The sequence below is a fragment of the Flavobacterium cheonanense genome, assembly GCF_039539185.1.
Classification (GTDB): Bacteria; Bacteroidota; Bacteroidia; order Flavobacteriales; family Flavobacteriaceae; genus Flavobacterium; species Flavobacterium cheonanense.
Map to the genome: position 1 here is coordinate 480,505 of NZ_BAABCT010000001.1, position 14,284 is coordinate 494,788.

16 protein-coding genes are annotated in these 14,284 nt (G+C 31.6%); 8 read left to right on the forward strand and 8 right to left on the reverse strand.

Features of this window, described 5'->3' with window-relative positions:
• Position 1 precedes the first annotated feature (1 nt).
• Both prmC and ABD766_RS02310 read right to left on the reverse strand, forming a co-directional pair.
• Entirely contained in the window at positions 2–928 is a 927-nt protein-coding gene (prmC, locus tag ABD766_RS02305) for a peptide chain release factor N(5)-glutamine methyltransferase (protein ID WP_344815188.1), read from the reverse strand.
• A gap of 13 nt (positions 929–941) precedes the next feature.
• Positions 942–1,430 (reverse strand): GNAT family N-acetyltransferase, encoded by a 489-nt coding sequence (locus tag ABD766_RS02310; protein WP_425556546.1) that lies wholly within the window; start codon positions 1,428–1,430, stop codon positions 942–944.
• 105 nt (positions 1,431–1,535) lie between these two features.
• Here ABD766_RS02310 and ribD point away from each other — a divergent pair, with 105 nt between their 5' ends.
• The 3 genes from ribD to ABD766_RS02325 are packed head-to-tail and all read left to right on the forward strand — an operon-like array spanning position 1,536 to position 3,756.
• The gene (ribD, locus tag ABD766_RS02315) at positions 1,536–2,543 is read left to right on the forward strand and encodes a bifunctional diaminohydroxyphosphoribosylaminopyrimidine deaminase/5-amino-6-(5-phosphoribosylamino)uracil reductase RibD (RefSeq protein ID WP_344815189.1); all 1,008 of its coding nucleotides are present in this window, start codon (positions 1,536–1,538) and stop codon (positions 2,541–2,543) included.
• Positions 2,536–3,147: an HAD family hydrolase gene (locus ABD766_RS02320; RefSeq protein ID WP_344815190.1), complete on the forward strand. Its 612-nt coding sequence runs from the start codon at positions 2,536–2,538 to the stop codon at positions 3,145–3,147. Before ribD ends, ABD766_RS02320 begins: the two co-directional genes overlap by 8 nt.
• 3 nt (positions 3,148–3,150) lie before the next feature.
• Positions 3,151–3,756 (forward strand): IMPACT family protein, encoded by a 606-nt coding sequence (locus ABD766_RS02325; RefSeq protein WP_344815191.1) that lies wholly within the window; start codon positions 3,151–3,153, stop codon positions 3,754–3,756.
• Here ABD766_RS02325 and ABD766_RS02330 read toward each other — a convergent pair.
• Positions 3,753–4,157: an acyl-CoA thioesterase gene (locus ABD766_RS02330; protein WP_298305942.1), complete on the reverse strand. Its 405-nt coding sequence runs from the start codon at positions 4,155–4,157 to the stop codon at positions 3,753–3,755. The genes ABD766_RS02325 and ABD766_RS02330 overlap by 4 nt on opposite strands.
• A gap of 185 nt (positions 4,158–4,342) precedes the next feature.
• Between ABD766_RS02330 and dnaA the strand changes: the two genes are divergently transcribed.
• Genes dnaA through ABD766_RS02345 form a run of 3 tightly spaced genes read left to right on the forward strand, consistent with a single transcriptional unit; the run spans position 4,343 to position 7,016 of the window.
• Positions 4,343–5,770, forward strand: a complete 1,428-nt coding sequence (gene dnaA, locus ABD766_RS02335; protein ID WP_344815192.1) for a chromosomal replication initiator protein DnaA — start codon at positions 4,343–4,345, stop codon at positions 5,768–5,770.
• A gap of 53 nt (positions 5,771–5,823) precedes the next feature.
• A complete protein-coding gene (locus ABD766_RS02340; RefSeq protein ID WP_344815193.1) occupies positions 5,824–6,291 on the forward strand; it encodes a low molecular weight protein-tyrosine-phosphatase in 468 nt (155 codons plus the stop codon).
• Complete coding sequence (locus ABD766_RS02345) at positions 6,291–7,016, forward strand: SAM-dependent methyltransferase (protein ID WP_344815194.1); 726 nt, start codon at positions 6,291–6,293, stop codon at positions 7,014–7,016. The genes ABD766_RS02340 and ABD766_RS02345 overlap by 1 nt, the downstream gene beginning before the upstream one ends.
• Positions 7,017–7,065: 49 nt before the next feature.
• Here the strand turns inward: ABD766_RS02345 and ABD766_RS02350 are convergent, their stop codons facing one another.
• The 5 genes from ABD766_RS02350 to dapF are packed head-to-tail and all read right to left on the reverse strand — an operon-like array spanning position 7,066 to position 11,134.
• The gene (locus tag ABD766_RS02350; RefSeq protein WP_344815195.1) at positions 7,066–7,752 is read right to left on the reverse strand and encodes a peptidoglycan-binding protein LysM; all 687 of its coding nucleotides are present in this window, start codon (positions 7,750–7,752) and stop codon (positions 7,066–7,068) included.
• Positions 7,753–7,802: 50 nt separating this feature from the next.
• Positions 7,803–8,720 carry a DUF2279 domain-containing protein gene (locus ABD766_RS02355; protein WP_344815196.1) on the reverse strand — a complete coding sequence of 306 codons (918 nt, stop codon included), beginning with the start codon at positions 8,718–8,720 and terminating at the stop codon, positions 7,803–7,805.
• Between the two features lie 3 nt (positions 8,721–8,723).
• Positions 8,724–9,758, reverse strand: coding sequence for an endolytic transglycosylase MltG (gene mltG, locus ABD766_RS02360; protein ID WP_344815197.1), 1,035 nt, complete (start codon positions 9,756–9,758; stop codon positions 8,724–8,726).
• 12 nt (positions 9,759–9,770) lie between these two features.
• Positions 9,771–10,304, reverse strand: a complete 534-nt coding sequence (locus tag ABD766_RS02365; RefSeq protein ID WP_344815198.1) for a GNAT family N-acetyltransferase — start codon at positions 10,302–10,304, stop codon at positions 9,771–9,773.
• A gap of 47 nt (positions 10,305–10,351) precedes the next feature.
• Entirely contained in the window at positions 10,352–11,134 is a 783-nt protein-coding gene (gene dapF, locus ABD766_RS02370; protein WP_344815199.1) for a diaminopimelate epimerase, read from the reverse strand.
• A 132-nt stretch (positions 11,135–11,266) separates the two neighbouring features.
• On the opposite strand from dapF, the gene ABD766_RS02375 reads away from it, so the two are divergent.
• Positions 11,267–12,652, forward strand: coding sequence for a trypsin-like peptidase domain-containing protein (locus ABD766_RS02375; protein WP_344815200.1), 1,386 nt, complete (start codon positions 11,267–11,269; stop codon positions 12,650–12,652).
• Positions 12,653–12,807: 155 nt separating this feature from the next.
• Positions 12,808–14,256 carry a glyceraldehyde-3-phosphate dehydrogenase gene (locus ABD766_RS02380; RefSeq protein ID WP_298302851.1) on the forward strand — a complete coding sequence of 483 codons (1,449 nt, stop codon included), beginning with the start codon at positions 12,808–12,810 and terminating at the stop codon, positions 14,254–14,256.
• The last annotated feature ends 28 nt before the right edge of the window (positions 14,257–14,284 follow it).

Genomic DNA, 14,284 nt, shown 5'->3' on the forward strand with positions numbered 1-14,284 from the left:
CTCAGTGTTCAGTCTCAGAGTTCAGTTTGCACGAAATCATTCGGTCATTTCCATAAATATCTTTTTTCAGAACAATATTCTTGAAACCCATTTCTTCAAGTAATTCAACCGTTTCTTTGCCTAAATATTGATTGATTTCAAAATATAACTTTCCGTTTTCTGATAAATTTTTCTTGGCTAATTCTGCTATTTTTCTATAAAAAAGTAAGGCATCATTATCCTCAACAAATAATGCTAAATGAGGTTCATATTCTAAAACATTAGGTTTTATTTCCTCTTTTTCAAGATTTCTAACATAAGGAGGATTGGAAACAATAATATCAATAGAAGTTGGAAGTTGGAAGTTGGCACTTCGACCGCGCTCAGTGTGACAAAATGGAAGTTCTGATAATTCATCAACTTTTAAAATATCAACATTAATAAAATTCACATCAACTTTATTTATTTCAGCATTTTTATGAGCTGTTGCCAAAGCTTTTTCAGAAACATCAATTGCAGCAACTTGAGCATTTGGAAGATTTTTAGCCAATGAAATAGCAATACAACCACTTCCTGTTCCTATGTCAAGAAGTTGGATGTTGGATGTTGGATGTTGGATGTTATTATCTGAAATTATCCATTCTACCAATTCTTCTGTTTCTGGTCTTGGAATTAATGTGTTTTCATTTACAAGAAATGGCAAACCATAAAATTCTGTTTCTCCTAATATATATTGTATAGGCTTTTCCGTTTTTAAATCAGCCAAAACACTTTCCCAACGCAATAATTGTACAGCATCCATTTCCATTGCAGGATTCAAAGCCAAATCTATTCGCTTCTTGTTGTGAAAACTTTCTAATACAATATAAAAGAAACTCTCAATTTCCTTTTCATCATATAAAGAAGAAAGCTCTTGTAAAAATGTGGATTTGTATGATTTTAGTAACATTGGAATTTGGAAATTAACTTTTGGAATTTAAATCTTTTATCATCCAAACTGGACAACTTGTATGACCAGTTCCACCAAGTGGTTCACAAAGATACTCAAACCCAACTTTCTTATACAAACTTTGAGCCGCAAGCATTTCGGGAAGTGTTTCTAAGTAACATTTTTCATAGCCGAATTCTTTTGCTTTTGTCAAACATTTTTGAATCATTTCAAATCCAATTCCTTTTCCACGAACTTCCTGCAAGAAATACATTTTCTGCAATTCACATATATTTTCTTCCGAATTATCCAATTGGCTTACTCCTGCTCCACCAACAATTTTTCCATCAATTTCAACTACGAAATATATAGATTTTACTTTATCATAGGTTTCAAACATAAAATCCAATTGTTTATCAGCAAAAGCAGTTCCGGTTTTTGGATAATCATCCGATATAAATACTTGACGAATTACATTGGCAATTTGTTCGTTATCTTCTGGTTGGATTTCTCTAATTATCATTTCTAAAATTTCAAAATTCGTTATTCAAAGTTGGATATTCAAAATTCAAATAATCAAATGCTTTTGAATTATAAAATTACATTACAAAAATAGTACTTTTGTGATGTGAAAACACATGATACATACATAAAACGCTGCATCGAATTAGCCAAAAATGGTTTGGGTACAACTTATCCAAATCCTTTGGTTGGAAGCGTAATTGTATATAATAACGAAATTATTGGTGAAGGTTGGCACCGAAAATCAGGCGAACCACATGCAGAAGTAAATGCTATAAATTCTGTAAAAGACAAATCATTACTCTCAAAATCAACTATTTATGTCAGTTTAGAACCTTGCAGTCATTTTGGAAAAACACCGCCATGTTGTGATTTAATTATTGCCAATAAAATTCCAAATGTAGTTATTGGAACCATAGATCCTTTTGCAAAAGTCTCAGGAACTGGAATCAAAAAACTCATTGAAGCTGGCAAAAATGTTACTGTAGGAATTCTTGAAGACGAATGTAACGAACTAAACAAACGATTTTTTACTTTTCACAATAAAAAACGTCCTTACATTATCTTGAAATGGGCAGAAAGTGAAGACGGATTTATAGCACCATTATCTAAAGAAAAAAAAGAACCAGTTTGGATAACCAATGAATTTTCAAGACAATTAGTTCATAAATGGCGCAGTGAAGAACAGGCAATTCTTGTTGGAACCAATACTGTTATAGAAGATAATCCAAGTTTGACAACTAGAGATTGGTCTGGAAATCATCCTATTAGAATAGTTTTAGACCAAAATAATAGAATTTCAAAAGAAAGTCATATCTTTGATAATCAAGTAAAATCCATTACGATAACTAAAGAGAATATCAATTTCAACAACAATATTGCTCTTGGAATTACCGATTTCTTATTTAATGAAGGAATTCAATCGGTAATTATTGAAGGTGGAAGACAAACTTTGCAGACGTTTATTGATGCAAACATTTGGGATGAAGCGCGAGTTTTTAGTGGAGAAATTTATTTTAAATCAGGAACCAAAGCGCCAACTATTTCTGGAGAAAATAGTAAAAAAGAGAAAATTTTAAATGACGAACTTTTAACATTTTTCAATTATGATTGATACAATAATTTTTGATTTTGGTGATATTTTTATCAATTTAGAAAAACAGGCTCAAATTGAAGCATTCAAAAAATTAGGTTTAAACGAACCTAAACCTGAACTTGTTGAAATAAATGACTTATTTGAAAAGGGAAAAGTTACAGAATTAGAATTCATTCAATCGTTTCATCAATTTATTCCTAATGCATCTTTAGAAGAAATTAGAGGAGCCTGGAATACTATAATTGGTGAATTTCCATTATATAGATTGGAGTTTTTACAAATGCTTTCCTATAAAAAATACAAATTGTTTCTATTAACAAATACAGATGAAATTCACATAAGTAGATTTGAACACAATGTTGGAGTTTCTTTTTTCAGTGATTTCTATCAATGTTTTGAAAAAGTTTTTTACTCTTATGAAATGGGAATGAGAAAACCCGATCCTGCCATTTTTACAACCATAATGAATAAATACGATTTATCACCTAAACGTACTCTATTTGTAGATGATAAAAAAGTAAATACAGATGCAGCAGCTAGTTTAGGACTTCACGTATGGAATCTAGAAGTTGGAAAAGAAGATGTCGTAGACTTGTTCAATCAAAAACATTTGCCGCTTTAAGTTTTGAACGACACCTATAAAACCATTGCATCGCCATCTGAAGAAATTTTATTTAAAGAAAAAAACAGTAAGTTTTTTGGCTACGCATTTCCTGTAACTTCTGAAGAAGAAATCAAAAACCATTTAGACATCTTACGAAAGCAACATTTTGGAGCAGTACATTTTTGTTATGCTTTTCAAATTGGAACCGATAAAATTCAATATAGAGCCAATGATGATGGTGAACCAAGTAATTCTGCTGGAGCACCAATTTATGGACAAATTCAATCTTTTGGACTGACTAACATATTAGTAGTAGTTGTTAGATTTTTTGGCGGAATTAAATTAGGTGTTGGCGGATTGATTTCAGCTTACCGAATTTCAGCTCAAATGGCATTGGAAGCCTCTGAAATTATTGAAAAAACAATTAACATACATTATATTGTATCTTTTGATTACAAAAACATGAATAAAGTAATGCGAGTAATTAAAGAAAAAAATCTCGAAATCATTTCGCAAAACATGAACGAAAGTTGCGAAATTGAAATTGCAACACGCAAAAAAAATGCCGAACAAATTGTCGACATTTTTAATAATTTATTTGAAATTGATATAAAATTAAAAGACTAAACTTCTGCTTTTAAAATATCCAAAATATAGTTTGGCGGAACAATAGGTTTTCCATTTTTTATGTCCACAAAAACGAGTATAAAATGAGCAGTTGTTAATAACTCTTCATTTTCATTGCGAATCTCACAATCAAATTCAATCTTTACACCACTATATTTCTTCAACTTCGTATTGATTGTTAACATATCATCATAACGAGCTGGTTTTTTGTAATTTAAATGCATTGAGACTATTGGCAAAGCAATTCCGCTTTCTTCTAATGCTTTGTACGAAACGCCTTTATTTCTAAGCCATTCCACTCTTCCTATTTCAAAATAAGGCACATAACTGCCATGATATACTACTCCCATTTGGTCGGTTTCACCATATCTAACTCTAACTTGTACTTCGTGTCCGTTCATCTATTTTTTTTGCTTTTAATCTAAATTCAAATTATTCTTTACAACAAAATTTTTAAAAAATCAATACCATATTATTTTTTTTTAAAGAAATTTGTTCACATATTTGTTAACCCAAAAAACACAAAGAAAATCTCCTTTTTTTTTGTAAGAGAACCTTTAAATAAATTAGTAATTTTAACAATAATATGAACAAAACTGCGCAATCGGTATGGGAAAACTGTCTGTCATTTATAAAAGACAACATTCAAGAGCAAGCATACAAAACTTGGTTTGAACCTATTAAGTCCGTTGAACTTTCCGATAACGCATTGTACATTCAAGTTCCAAGTAAATTCTTTTACGAATGGCTTGAGGAACACTATGTAAAATTACTAAAAGTTGCCCTAACCAAAGAACTTGGAAAAAACGCAAAGTTACTCTATAAAATTAAAATGGAAAACACTTACGGCAATAAACAACCGTTTACGGAACAATTGCCATCTGCTCACCGTGCTCCAATAAAATCACAAGATGTTGACGCTCCTTTTAAAAACCTAAACCCAGAACTTAAAAATCCTTTTGTGATTCCTGGAATTAGAAACTTAAAAATTGAGTCGCAACTTAATCCGAATTATAGCTTTGATAATTTCTTAGAAGGTGATTCTAACAGATTAGCTCGTTCAGCTGGTATGGCAGTTGCCAATAAACCTGGAGGAACTTCATTCAATCCATTATTAATTTTTGGTGGTGTTGGACTTGGAAAAACTCACTTAGCTCATGCTATTGGTGTTGAAATTAAAGATAAATATCCTGAAAAAACCGTGTTGTATATTTCTGCCGAAGTATTCACACAACAATATATAGATTCTGTTAAGAAAAACAATCGTAATGATTTTATTCATTTTTATCAATTGATAGATGTGTTAATAATTGATGACGTTCAATTCTTATCAGGAAAATCAGGTACTCAAGATGTGTTTTTCCATATTTTTAATTATTTACATCAAAATGGAAAACAAGTAATTCTTACTTCAGACAAAGCTCCTGTTGATATGCAAGATATCGAACAACGTTTGTTATCTCGTTTCAAATGGGGATTATCTGCTGAATTACACCAACCTGACTACGAAACAAGAGTTTCTATTTTGAACAACATACTTTATCGTGATGGTGTTGAAATGCCAAACGAAATTGTAGAATATGTTGCACAAAACATAAAATCTAATGTGCGTGAACTTGAAGGCGCAATTATTTCTTTAATTGCACAATCATCGTTCAATAAAAAAGAAGTTACTCTCGAATTAGCAAAAAGCATTGTAGAGAAATTTGTTAAAAATGTAAAACGTGAAATATCAATCGACTACATCCAAAAAGTAGTTTCTGATTATTTCCAATTGGATTTAGATACTTTACAATCTAAAACCAGAAAACGTCATGTGGTTCAAGCAAGACAGCTAGCTATGTTTTTTGCAAAGAAATTTACTAAAGCTTCTTTAGCAAATATTGGTTCTCAAATTGGAGACAGAGATCACGCTACTGTTTTACACGCCTGCAAAACAGTTGACAACTTGGTTTCTACCGATAAGCAATTCAAAAAATTTGTTGAAGATATTCACAAAAAATTATCATTATAGAAATCAGCTTTTCTTACTTTTGCATTTGAAAGTAAAAACTGAAACTTAATACTATGTCCGTTAAAATTTTAATGGTTTGCTTAGGCAATATCTGTCGTTCACCATTGGCAGAAGGTTTATTAGCTGCAAAACTTCCTAAAGATAAATTCTTGGTAGATTCTGCCGGAACTGGTCATTGGCATGTTGGTAAACAACCTGATGAGCGTTCTATAGCAACGGCCAAAAAAAATGGACTTGATATTTCCAGCCAAAGAGGTAAACTTTTTACTCCTAAACACTTTCAAGAGTTTGATTACATCTATGTTATGGATGGTTCAAATTATGACGATGTTGTCTTTATGGCTAAAAACGAAGAAGACAAAAATAAAGTGCAACTTATTTTAGACGAATTATTTCCTGGTGATAATGTTGACGTGCCAGACCCATATTATGGTTTACAAAACGGATTTGATATGGTTTACGAAATGCTTGATGAAGCTACGGATTTATTAGCAAAAAAATTAATAGCAAAACATTCCTAATGAAGCCAGTAAACTTAAAAGGTATTTTATATTTAATTCCTACAACACTTGGCGAAAGCAATCCGCATGATGTTTTGCCTCAAACAGTTAAAAGAGCCATCGAATTTATAGATTGCTATATTGTTGAGAATGAAAAAACTGCACGTAGGTTTATAAAAAGTATTTACCCAGAAAAAGTACAATCCTCTCTAATAATTAGTTCTTTAAACAAACACACCGAAGTTTCTGAACACAACGAAATGATTCAGCCTTGTTTACAAGGAATTAATGTTGGGTTAATGAGCGAAGCTGGTTGTCCTGGAGTTGCCGATCCTGGTGCTGCAATTGTTAAACTAGCTCATGAAAAAGGAATTCAAGTCGTACCTTTAGTTGGGCCATCCTCCATTTTATTAGCCATGATGGGAAGCGGAATGAATGGACAAAGTTTTGCTTTTAATGGTTATTTACCCATTGACAAATCTGATAAAAAATCGGCTTTGAAAAATTTTGAAAAACTTTCTTTTGATAAAAACCAATCGCAAATTTTTATTGAAACACCTTATAGAAACAATAAGTTATTAGAAGATTTTCTCCAAACATTACAACCAAATACTCATTTATGTATTGCTGCAGATATAACACTTCCAACAGAATACATCAAAACAATGAAAGTTTCAGAATGGAAAAAAGCAACCATTGATTTACACAATCGACCTACGATATTTATAATACACAAATCTTATTAAACAAAAAAGCCATCAGAATTTGATGGCTTTTTTATTATATAACTTTTAACTATTTTATCACCTTAGGACTACTTTCAGGTTTGATATTATGAGTTTCATAACCTCCAAACTCTTTCATGTACGACTTTACAGAAGTTCCGTAGTTGTCTTTACATTTTTTTCTTCCGTTAGATTCTAGAAACTTTCTAACAGAACCTGCTCCACCTAAATGAGCTGCTGCTAAAATTCCTGATTCAGTAATTCTTACACCATCAATCATTTTACCTCTATATTCTTTTATCACTTCTCTTAATTCCCACTTGTTCTTTTTCAACAACGCGATAAAAGCTTTTTCTTGCATTTTATGATTTCTCAAAAATAGCATGCTATCTTTAATTCCGATTGAAGCTAATGTTGATTTACCAAATTGGTATTTACCTAAATATCCTAAAGAATTAACCTTATTATATTTTCCTTGAGATTCTTTGAAAGCGATAGCTTCTTTAAATCCAATAAAATATTTTCCGGTAAAAGGTATTGAAGTATTGATATAATCTGATGGTTTTTCTGAAGGAAATTGATATAACAATTCTTCATTTTCGTCTACATAAAACCAGTTATGATTGAAAGATTCTATAGGTTTAAAAGCGGAGCTTATAAATCCAATTAACACAACGATTCCTGTGTAAAACGACCATCTATTTATCATAAATTGTAATTTCCAAGTGCTGTCACCATCTTGATATTGACGGTGCAAATGTACAACTTATTTTTAAATAAAATTGAAAATCAAGCAGTTAAAGTTTTCTAAAAGTAAAAACCACGCCATTTAACTCCTTGTGAGCCACTGATTTCAATCGTTGGAGCTGGAATTTTGATAGCGTTAAAAATCGAAAAAAAAGTCTTTAAAAAAGCAGATTTTGTTTCAATTTTTGTCAAATCTGCATCCAAACTTAAGTAAAATTGTCGCTCTCTTTTCGAAAAAGGAAGGTTTAAATCAGCAACTGTTTCACTTCTTCCAGCTATCATACCATCTGCACCATAACCTGCAGACAAATTTAACCATTTGGGCAATTTAGAAGATTTAAAAAATGAATGTAAATTCACTGATAACCAATAGGTTTGTCCGTTATAATCTTTAAAAATCTCTTCAGAAAGTGAACTACCCAACACATTCGGACGTAAGGAAGCATATTTTGTAGTTTGAAATGACAATTTCGGCACAATACGTTGCTCTTTCCATAATAATTCTTGCGAAACATATAGAGCGGTTCCACCAGCATTAGCAATTAAATCTCCTGAAGATGCACCCCATTCTTGCGAAAAGCCATCAAAAACCTCGACAGCCGTTAAAAAAGCAAAACCAACAGTTGCGCCATATACTAATTGACTTTTTCTATCACAACCACTCCATTTCAAAGCATTTGCACCATAGCTTCCTAAATGATAAGCCGAAAAAACATGTCCGGCTTTATCCATTTGAAGCCATTCATCATTATCATTAATAAAATGAAAGTCAGATTTTGGGTAATCTGCATACCAAAGTTGATTAAGACCAACCAAAGCACTAGAGGCTAAAACAGTTTTAGAGATAATAACTCCGTTGAGACGTTTATTATTTAAAGAATCGGAAGGTTTGAAAAAATTATTGAAGTCACTCTGAGAAAATCCGAAGTTGAATTTTAACAGAAGTAAAAACAATAGTATTAAAGGTGATTTTTTCAACACTTATCGGTTGGTTCCAGTCGTATTCAACCAATCAGCATACTTCTTTGCATTAACTTGATGCTGAGGATAAGTTGAAGCAAATTCATGATATCCAAAACGTTCAACACTTGCACAAAAGTAGATGTAATCGTGTTTTTCAGCATTTAAGACAGCATCTATAGCATTAATATCTGGCTGCGCAATTGGTCCTGGAGGCAAACCAATATTAACATAAGTATTATAAGCTGATGAAATGGTCAAATCACCGTAAAGAACTCTTTTTATAACTTGATCAAAATCATTATCTCTAAGTTTTAGTGAATAAATTACCGTTGGATCAGCTTGCAAAGGCATACCTTGAGTAATTCGATTCAAATAAGCACCGGCTACTCTTGGACGCTCATCCTTTTTAACAGTTTCTTTATGCACAATAGAAGCTAAAGTAACCACTTGCTCTGGAGTCATCCCTAATTCTTCAGCTTTAGCTAAACGATCTTTATTCCAAAATTTCTTATACTCATCAAGCATTTTATCACGGAATTTTTCTGCAGAGGTATTCCAATAAAATTCATACGAATTAGGAAGAAACATACACAAAACATTCTCTTTTGTAAAACCATTTTTCTTTAAAAAAACGCTATCTCTAAAAGCTGTCATCAATCCTAAGGAATCCGCCTCAATTTCAGAACCAATTCTTTGAGCCACGTTTTCTAATCGCTCTTGATTGTTAAAAGCAATTTTTACTGGTAAATTTCTTCTTAAAGAAGCTATCAAACCAAAGTTACCCATTCCTTTTTTAAACAAAAACCTACCTGGTTTAACATTGTCATCATATTTTCTCAAACTAGCCATTAGATCAAAACCACTCATACTTTCAACATAGGGTGAAACGATTCGTTTAACATCTTCATAATTGGAACCTGTTGGAATTTCAACATAGAGTTCATCTTTAGAGAATTTAGTATTAGATAAGAAAAACTTCACATAAACAATAGTTGCGACAACTAAAAAAAGTGCCGTTCCAATTCCTAAAATGGTTTTTAATTTTTTGTTCAAAACAATATTTTTTTAATGTTGATGATTGATTAACTGAAAAAGAGCTTCGTCATGAAAGGAATTACCTTGATAAATCCAATCTTTCTTCACTCCTATTTTCTGAAATCCAAAAGTAGTAAAAAGGTTTAAACTTGCTTCATTATCCATTCCAATATTTGCATAAAGTTGGTGCAATTGTAATTGTTTGAAACTATAATCGATTAATAAACTAAGTGCTTCCTTACCTATTCCGTTACCACGATTAGTTTCATTTTGAATTAAAATACCAATTCCTGCACGATTATTTACAGGATCAAAATCGAATAAATCTATTAAACCAATTGCTTCAAAAGTGTCATTTTTACATATTGCAAGGCGTAATTGTTTGGCTTCATAAATATCTTGATGTGCGTTTTCAAGATATTGACGAATTAAAAACTTACTGTAAGGCGTTTGCGTATTGCTCACATTCCAAATCGATTCGTCGTTTTCTATTTGATAGACAAACTCCAAATCTTCTGGTTCGAGAGCGCGTAAATATATAGTTGTTCCTTTAAGTGTTATCATGAAAAGTACGAATTACGAGATACAAAGTACGAAGTTGGATTTACAAATCATAACTCTATTTCTCCTTCAAAAACAAAAGTTGCTGGTCCAATTAAAAAAACTTTTTCAAAACCTTTGTCTGTTTTTTCAAATTTGACTTTTAACTTTCCACCTTCTACATTTATATCAATTGAATTTGAATTGGTTTTTCCGATTACATTCATAGCAATAGCTGTTGCGGTTGCTCCTGTTCCACAAGATAATGTTTCATCTTCAACGCCACGTTCATAAGTTCTTAGTCGGAAATGATTATCAGAAATTTGATTAACAAAATTGACATTGCTTCCAGCGTTTCCATATAAATCAGAATACCTTACTTCCGCACCATTTTCTTTTACATTATAGTGTTCCAAATCATTTACCAAAGTTACATGATGCGGTGAACCTGTATTTAAAAAAACATATTCTGTATCGATTTTTACCTCATCAACATCTTTCATTTGAAGAGATACAATTCCATTTTCGTCAATTGTTGCATGATGTAAACCATCTGTTGCGATGAAAGTTGCTTCATTATTTATAACATTCAAACTTTTAGCAAAAGCTACCAAACATCGTCCGCCATTACCACACATCGAACTTTCATTTCCGTCAGAATTATAGTAAACCATTCTAAAATCTGTCGAATTGTCATTTTCTAAAAGAATTAAACCATCAGCACCAATACCAAAACGTCTGTCGCAAAGGCGTTCAATCAGTTTGGTATCGTTTTTGGGAAAGAAATTTTGACGATTATCAATCATCACAAAATCATTTCCTGTTCCTTGATATTTGTAAAATTTGAGTTGCATTTTTATTTTTGTATTCCACAAAGTTACAAATATTAATGATACGTTAAAGATTGTTAAACGAGCGTTAAACTGATTTTGTAAAAATAATAAATTACTAATTTTGATGTTAAATGATTTAAAACAATTTAAAAAATGAAAAGATTATCAAGTTTATTTTTAGTGTCTTTGTTAAGCGGTGCTACAACACTAGGTGCTTATAAATTATTTATTGAAAAAGATGTCAATGGAAATTCAATTGTTACACAAGCTCCAAGTTCCTTCGGAAGAACTGTTGGAATGGGTGCAGAAAATATTGATTTTACTTCGGCTGCAGAAAATGCAGTTCATACGGTTGTTCACGTGAAAAATGTTTCAACAAGAACCGTTTACAATATAATGGATTTTATTTATGGTTCACGAGGAGGACAGCAACAAGAGCAAATTGGAACTGGTTCTGGAGTTATTATTTCTGAAGATGGATACATAGTAACTAATAATCACGTGATTAAAGATGCTTCTGAACTTGAAGTTACTTTGAACAATAACAAAGTTTACAAAGCAAAATTAATTGGAACTGATTCTAAAATGGATATTGCTTTATTAAAAATCGATGCTGATGGAAAATTACCTTATTCAACATTTGCCGATTCTGATCAGGTAAAAGTTGGAGAATGGGTTTTAGCAGTTGGAAATCCATATAATTTGAATTCGACTGTTACAGCCGGAATTGTTTCTGCGAAAGCAAGAAATTTGGATACCAAAGGAATTCAGTCATTTATTCAAACGGATGCTGCTGTAAATCCGGGAAATTCTGGTGGTGCTTTAGTCAACACTCGTGGTGAATTGATTGGGATTAATACAATGATTTCTTCTCCAACAGGAAGTTATGCTGGATATTCATTTGCAGTTCCATCAAATATTACACGCAAAATTATTGAAGACATCATGGAATTTGGAAATGTTCAAAGAGGAATTCTTGGTGTTGAAGGAAGTGAATTGACAGGAAATTATTCTAAAGAATTAGGAATTAAAGATACTGAAGGATTCTATATTAATAAGGTTAATAAAAATTCTGGTGCGGAAAAAGCTGGTCTGAAAAAAGGTGATATCATCAAAAAATTAGACAATCAAAAAATTTCATCTTATGCTGAACTATCTGGATTTATCAACACAAAACGTCCGAATGATAAGGTGAATGTGACTTATGAAAGAGACGGACAAACAAAAGTTGTTCCTGTAATTTTAGTAAAAAATGATATAATTCAAACAGATTTTAAAGGTTTAGAATTAGAAAATTTATCAGACGCTGATAAGAAAAATTTCCGAATTGACTACGGTGTAAAAATCAAAGAAGTAAGTAACCAAAGACTTTTACCTTACAAAGACGAATTAGAAGGAAGCATCATTTTAGACATCAATGGTGTAAAAGCATCTGATGTAGAAACGGTATCGAGAGCAACCAACAACGCTAATGAAAGTCAAGGTACTAGTGTCAAATTAATGACAAAAAATGGTCAAGTAATGCGCATCATCATCTAAATATAATGTAATAAAAGGTGAAAAACCATTCTGTTTCTTTCAGAATGGTTTTTTTATTTAAAAAAAGTTTGAAATAATTTTACGAAAACGTTATAGTTGATTACTTTTGCACGGAAATTTATTTTTAACAACACAACTAATCAATTTTTCTCAAAATGAACAAAAACGCATTATACGAAAAAGAGCTTTCTTTTCAGGCTGACAGACGAAAGGCTGGTGTAGAATTTATTAAAATCATTAGTGATTTATGGTATGACAAATCTATCGAATTGGTATTCTTTAGAAATCAATTAATTGATAGAAACGTCAGCGATATTATGAATCTTCATGAATATGCTGGTGAATTCGTTCAAAAACCAATTAATGTTTTTGATTCTGTTGAAATTGCTCGTGCTATTGAAAATTTAGATTTACCACCATCAAGAATAGATATTGGAAAATTAACTTATGAATATCATTTAGAAGACAATAAATATCACGATGCACGCGCATTTGTTATTGACAAATTAAAAGGCTCTAAAAACTCACAAGAAATTAAACCTAAAGATGTAGTTCTTTATGGATTTGGTAGAATTGGAAGATTATTGGCTCGTGAAATGATGAGTAAAATTGGAAAAGGACAACAATTACGTCTAAGAGCTATTGTAACTCGTGATAGAAATGACGCACAATCATTAGAAAAAAGAGCTTCGTTATTAAGATATGATTCAGTTCATGGCGATTTTGAAGGTTCTGTAAATGCTGATACTGAAAATGATGCTTTAATCATCAACGGAACAACAGTTCACATCATTACAGCCAATTCTCCGGAAGAAATTGATTATACAGCTTACGGAATTGAAGATGCTTTAGTTATTGATAACACTGGAGCTTTTACAACAGAAGAGGCTTTGAAACGTCATTTAACTTCTAAAGGAGTTGATAAAGTTTTATTGACTGCTCCTGGAAAAGGTGTTCCGAATATTGTTTACGGTGTAAATCATAATGATTATAATCCTGATACTGTAAATATTTTCTCGGCTGCGTCTTGCACAACAAATGCAATTACACCAATTTTAAAAGCAGTTGAAGATACGCTTGGAGTTGTAAAAGGTCACTTAGAAACCATTCATGCATATACCAATGATCAAAACTTGGTGGATAATATGCACAAAAAATACCGTCGTGGAAGAGCAGCTGCTTTAAACATGGTAATTACAGAAACCGGAGCTGGAAGTGCTGTTGCAAAAGCATTGCCGAATTTAGCAGGAAAATTAACTTCCAATGCTATTCGTGTTCCTGTTCCGAATGGTTCACTTGTAGTGTTGAATCTTGAAGTTGGTAAAGAAACTTCTGTTGAAGAGGTAAACAATATTATGAAAAAATATGCTTTAGAAGGTGAACTTGTAGAGCAAATTAAATATTCTTTAAACAACGAATTAGTTTCTTCTGACATTGTTGGAACATCGGCACCATCTATTTATGATAGTAATGCTACTATTGTATCAGGCGATGGTAAAAACATTGTTTTATATGTTTGGTACGATAACGAATATGGTTACAGCCACCAAGTTATAAGACTTGCAAAATATATTTCTAAAGTAAGACGTTATACTTACTATTAGTAGATTATTAATTCGAAATAAAATTCCG

Excerpts from the sequence above, each read along its gene's own strand:
- prmC (WP_344815188.1), bottom strand. The coding sequence starts at position 928 with ATGTTACTAAAATCATACAAATCCACATTTTTACAAGAGCTTTCTTCT.
- ABD766_RS02310 (WP_425556546.1), bottom strand. The coding sequence starts at position 1,430 with ATGATAATTAGAGAAATCCAACCAGAAGATAACGAACAAATTGCCAAT.
- ABD766_RS02320 (WP_344815190.1), top strand. The coding sequence starts at position 2,536 with ATGATTGATACAATAATTTTTGATTTTGGTGATATTTTTATCAATTTA.
- ABD766_RS02330 (WP_298305942.1), bottom strand. The coding sequence starts at position 4,157 with ATGAACGGACACGAAGTACAAGTTAGAGTTAGATATGGTGAAACCGAC.
- dnaA (WP_344815192.1), top strand. The coding sequence starts at position 4,343 with ATGAACAAAACTGCGCAATCGGTATGGGAAAACTGTCTGTCATTTATA.
- ABD766_RS02340 (WP_344815193.1), top strand. The coding sequence starts at position 5,824 with ATGTCCGTTAAAATTTTAATGGTTTGCTTAGGCAATATCTGTCGTTCA.
- ABD766_RS02345 (WP_344815194.1), top strand. The coding sequence starts at position 6,291 with ATGAAGCCAGTAAACTTAAAAGGTATTTTATATTTAATTCCTACAACA.
- ABD766_RS02365 (WP_344815198.1), bottom strand. The coding sequence starts at position 10,304 with ATGATAACACTTAAAGGAACAACTATATATTTACGCGCTCTCGAACCA.
- dapF (WP_344815199.1), bottom strand. The coding sequence starts at position 11,134 with ATGCAACTCAAATTTTACAAATATCAAGGAACAGGAAATGATTTTGTG.
- ABD766_RS02375 (WP_344815200.1), top strand. The coding sequence starts at position 11,267 with ATGAAAAGATTATCAAGTTTATTTTTAGTGTCTTTGTTAAGCGGTGCT.
- ABD766_RS02380 (WP_298302851.1), top strand. The coding sequence starts at position 12,808 with ATGAACAAAAACGCATTATACGAAAAAGAGCTTTCTTTTCAGGCTGAC.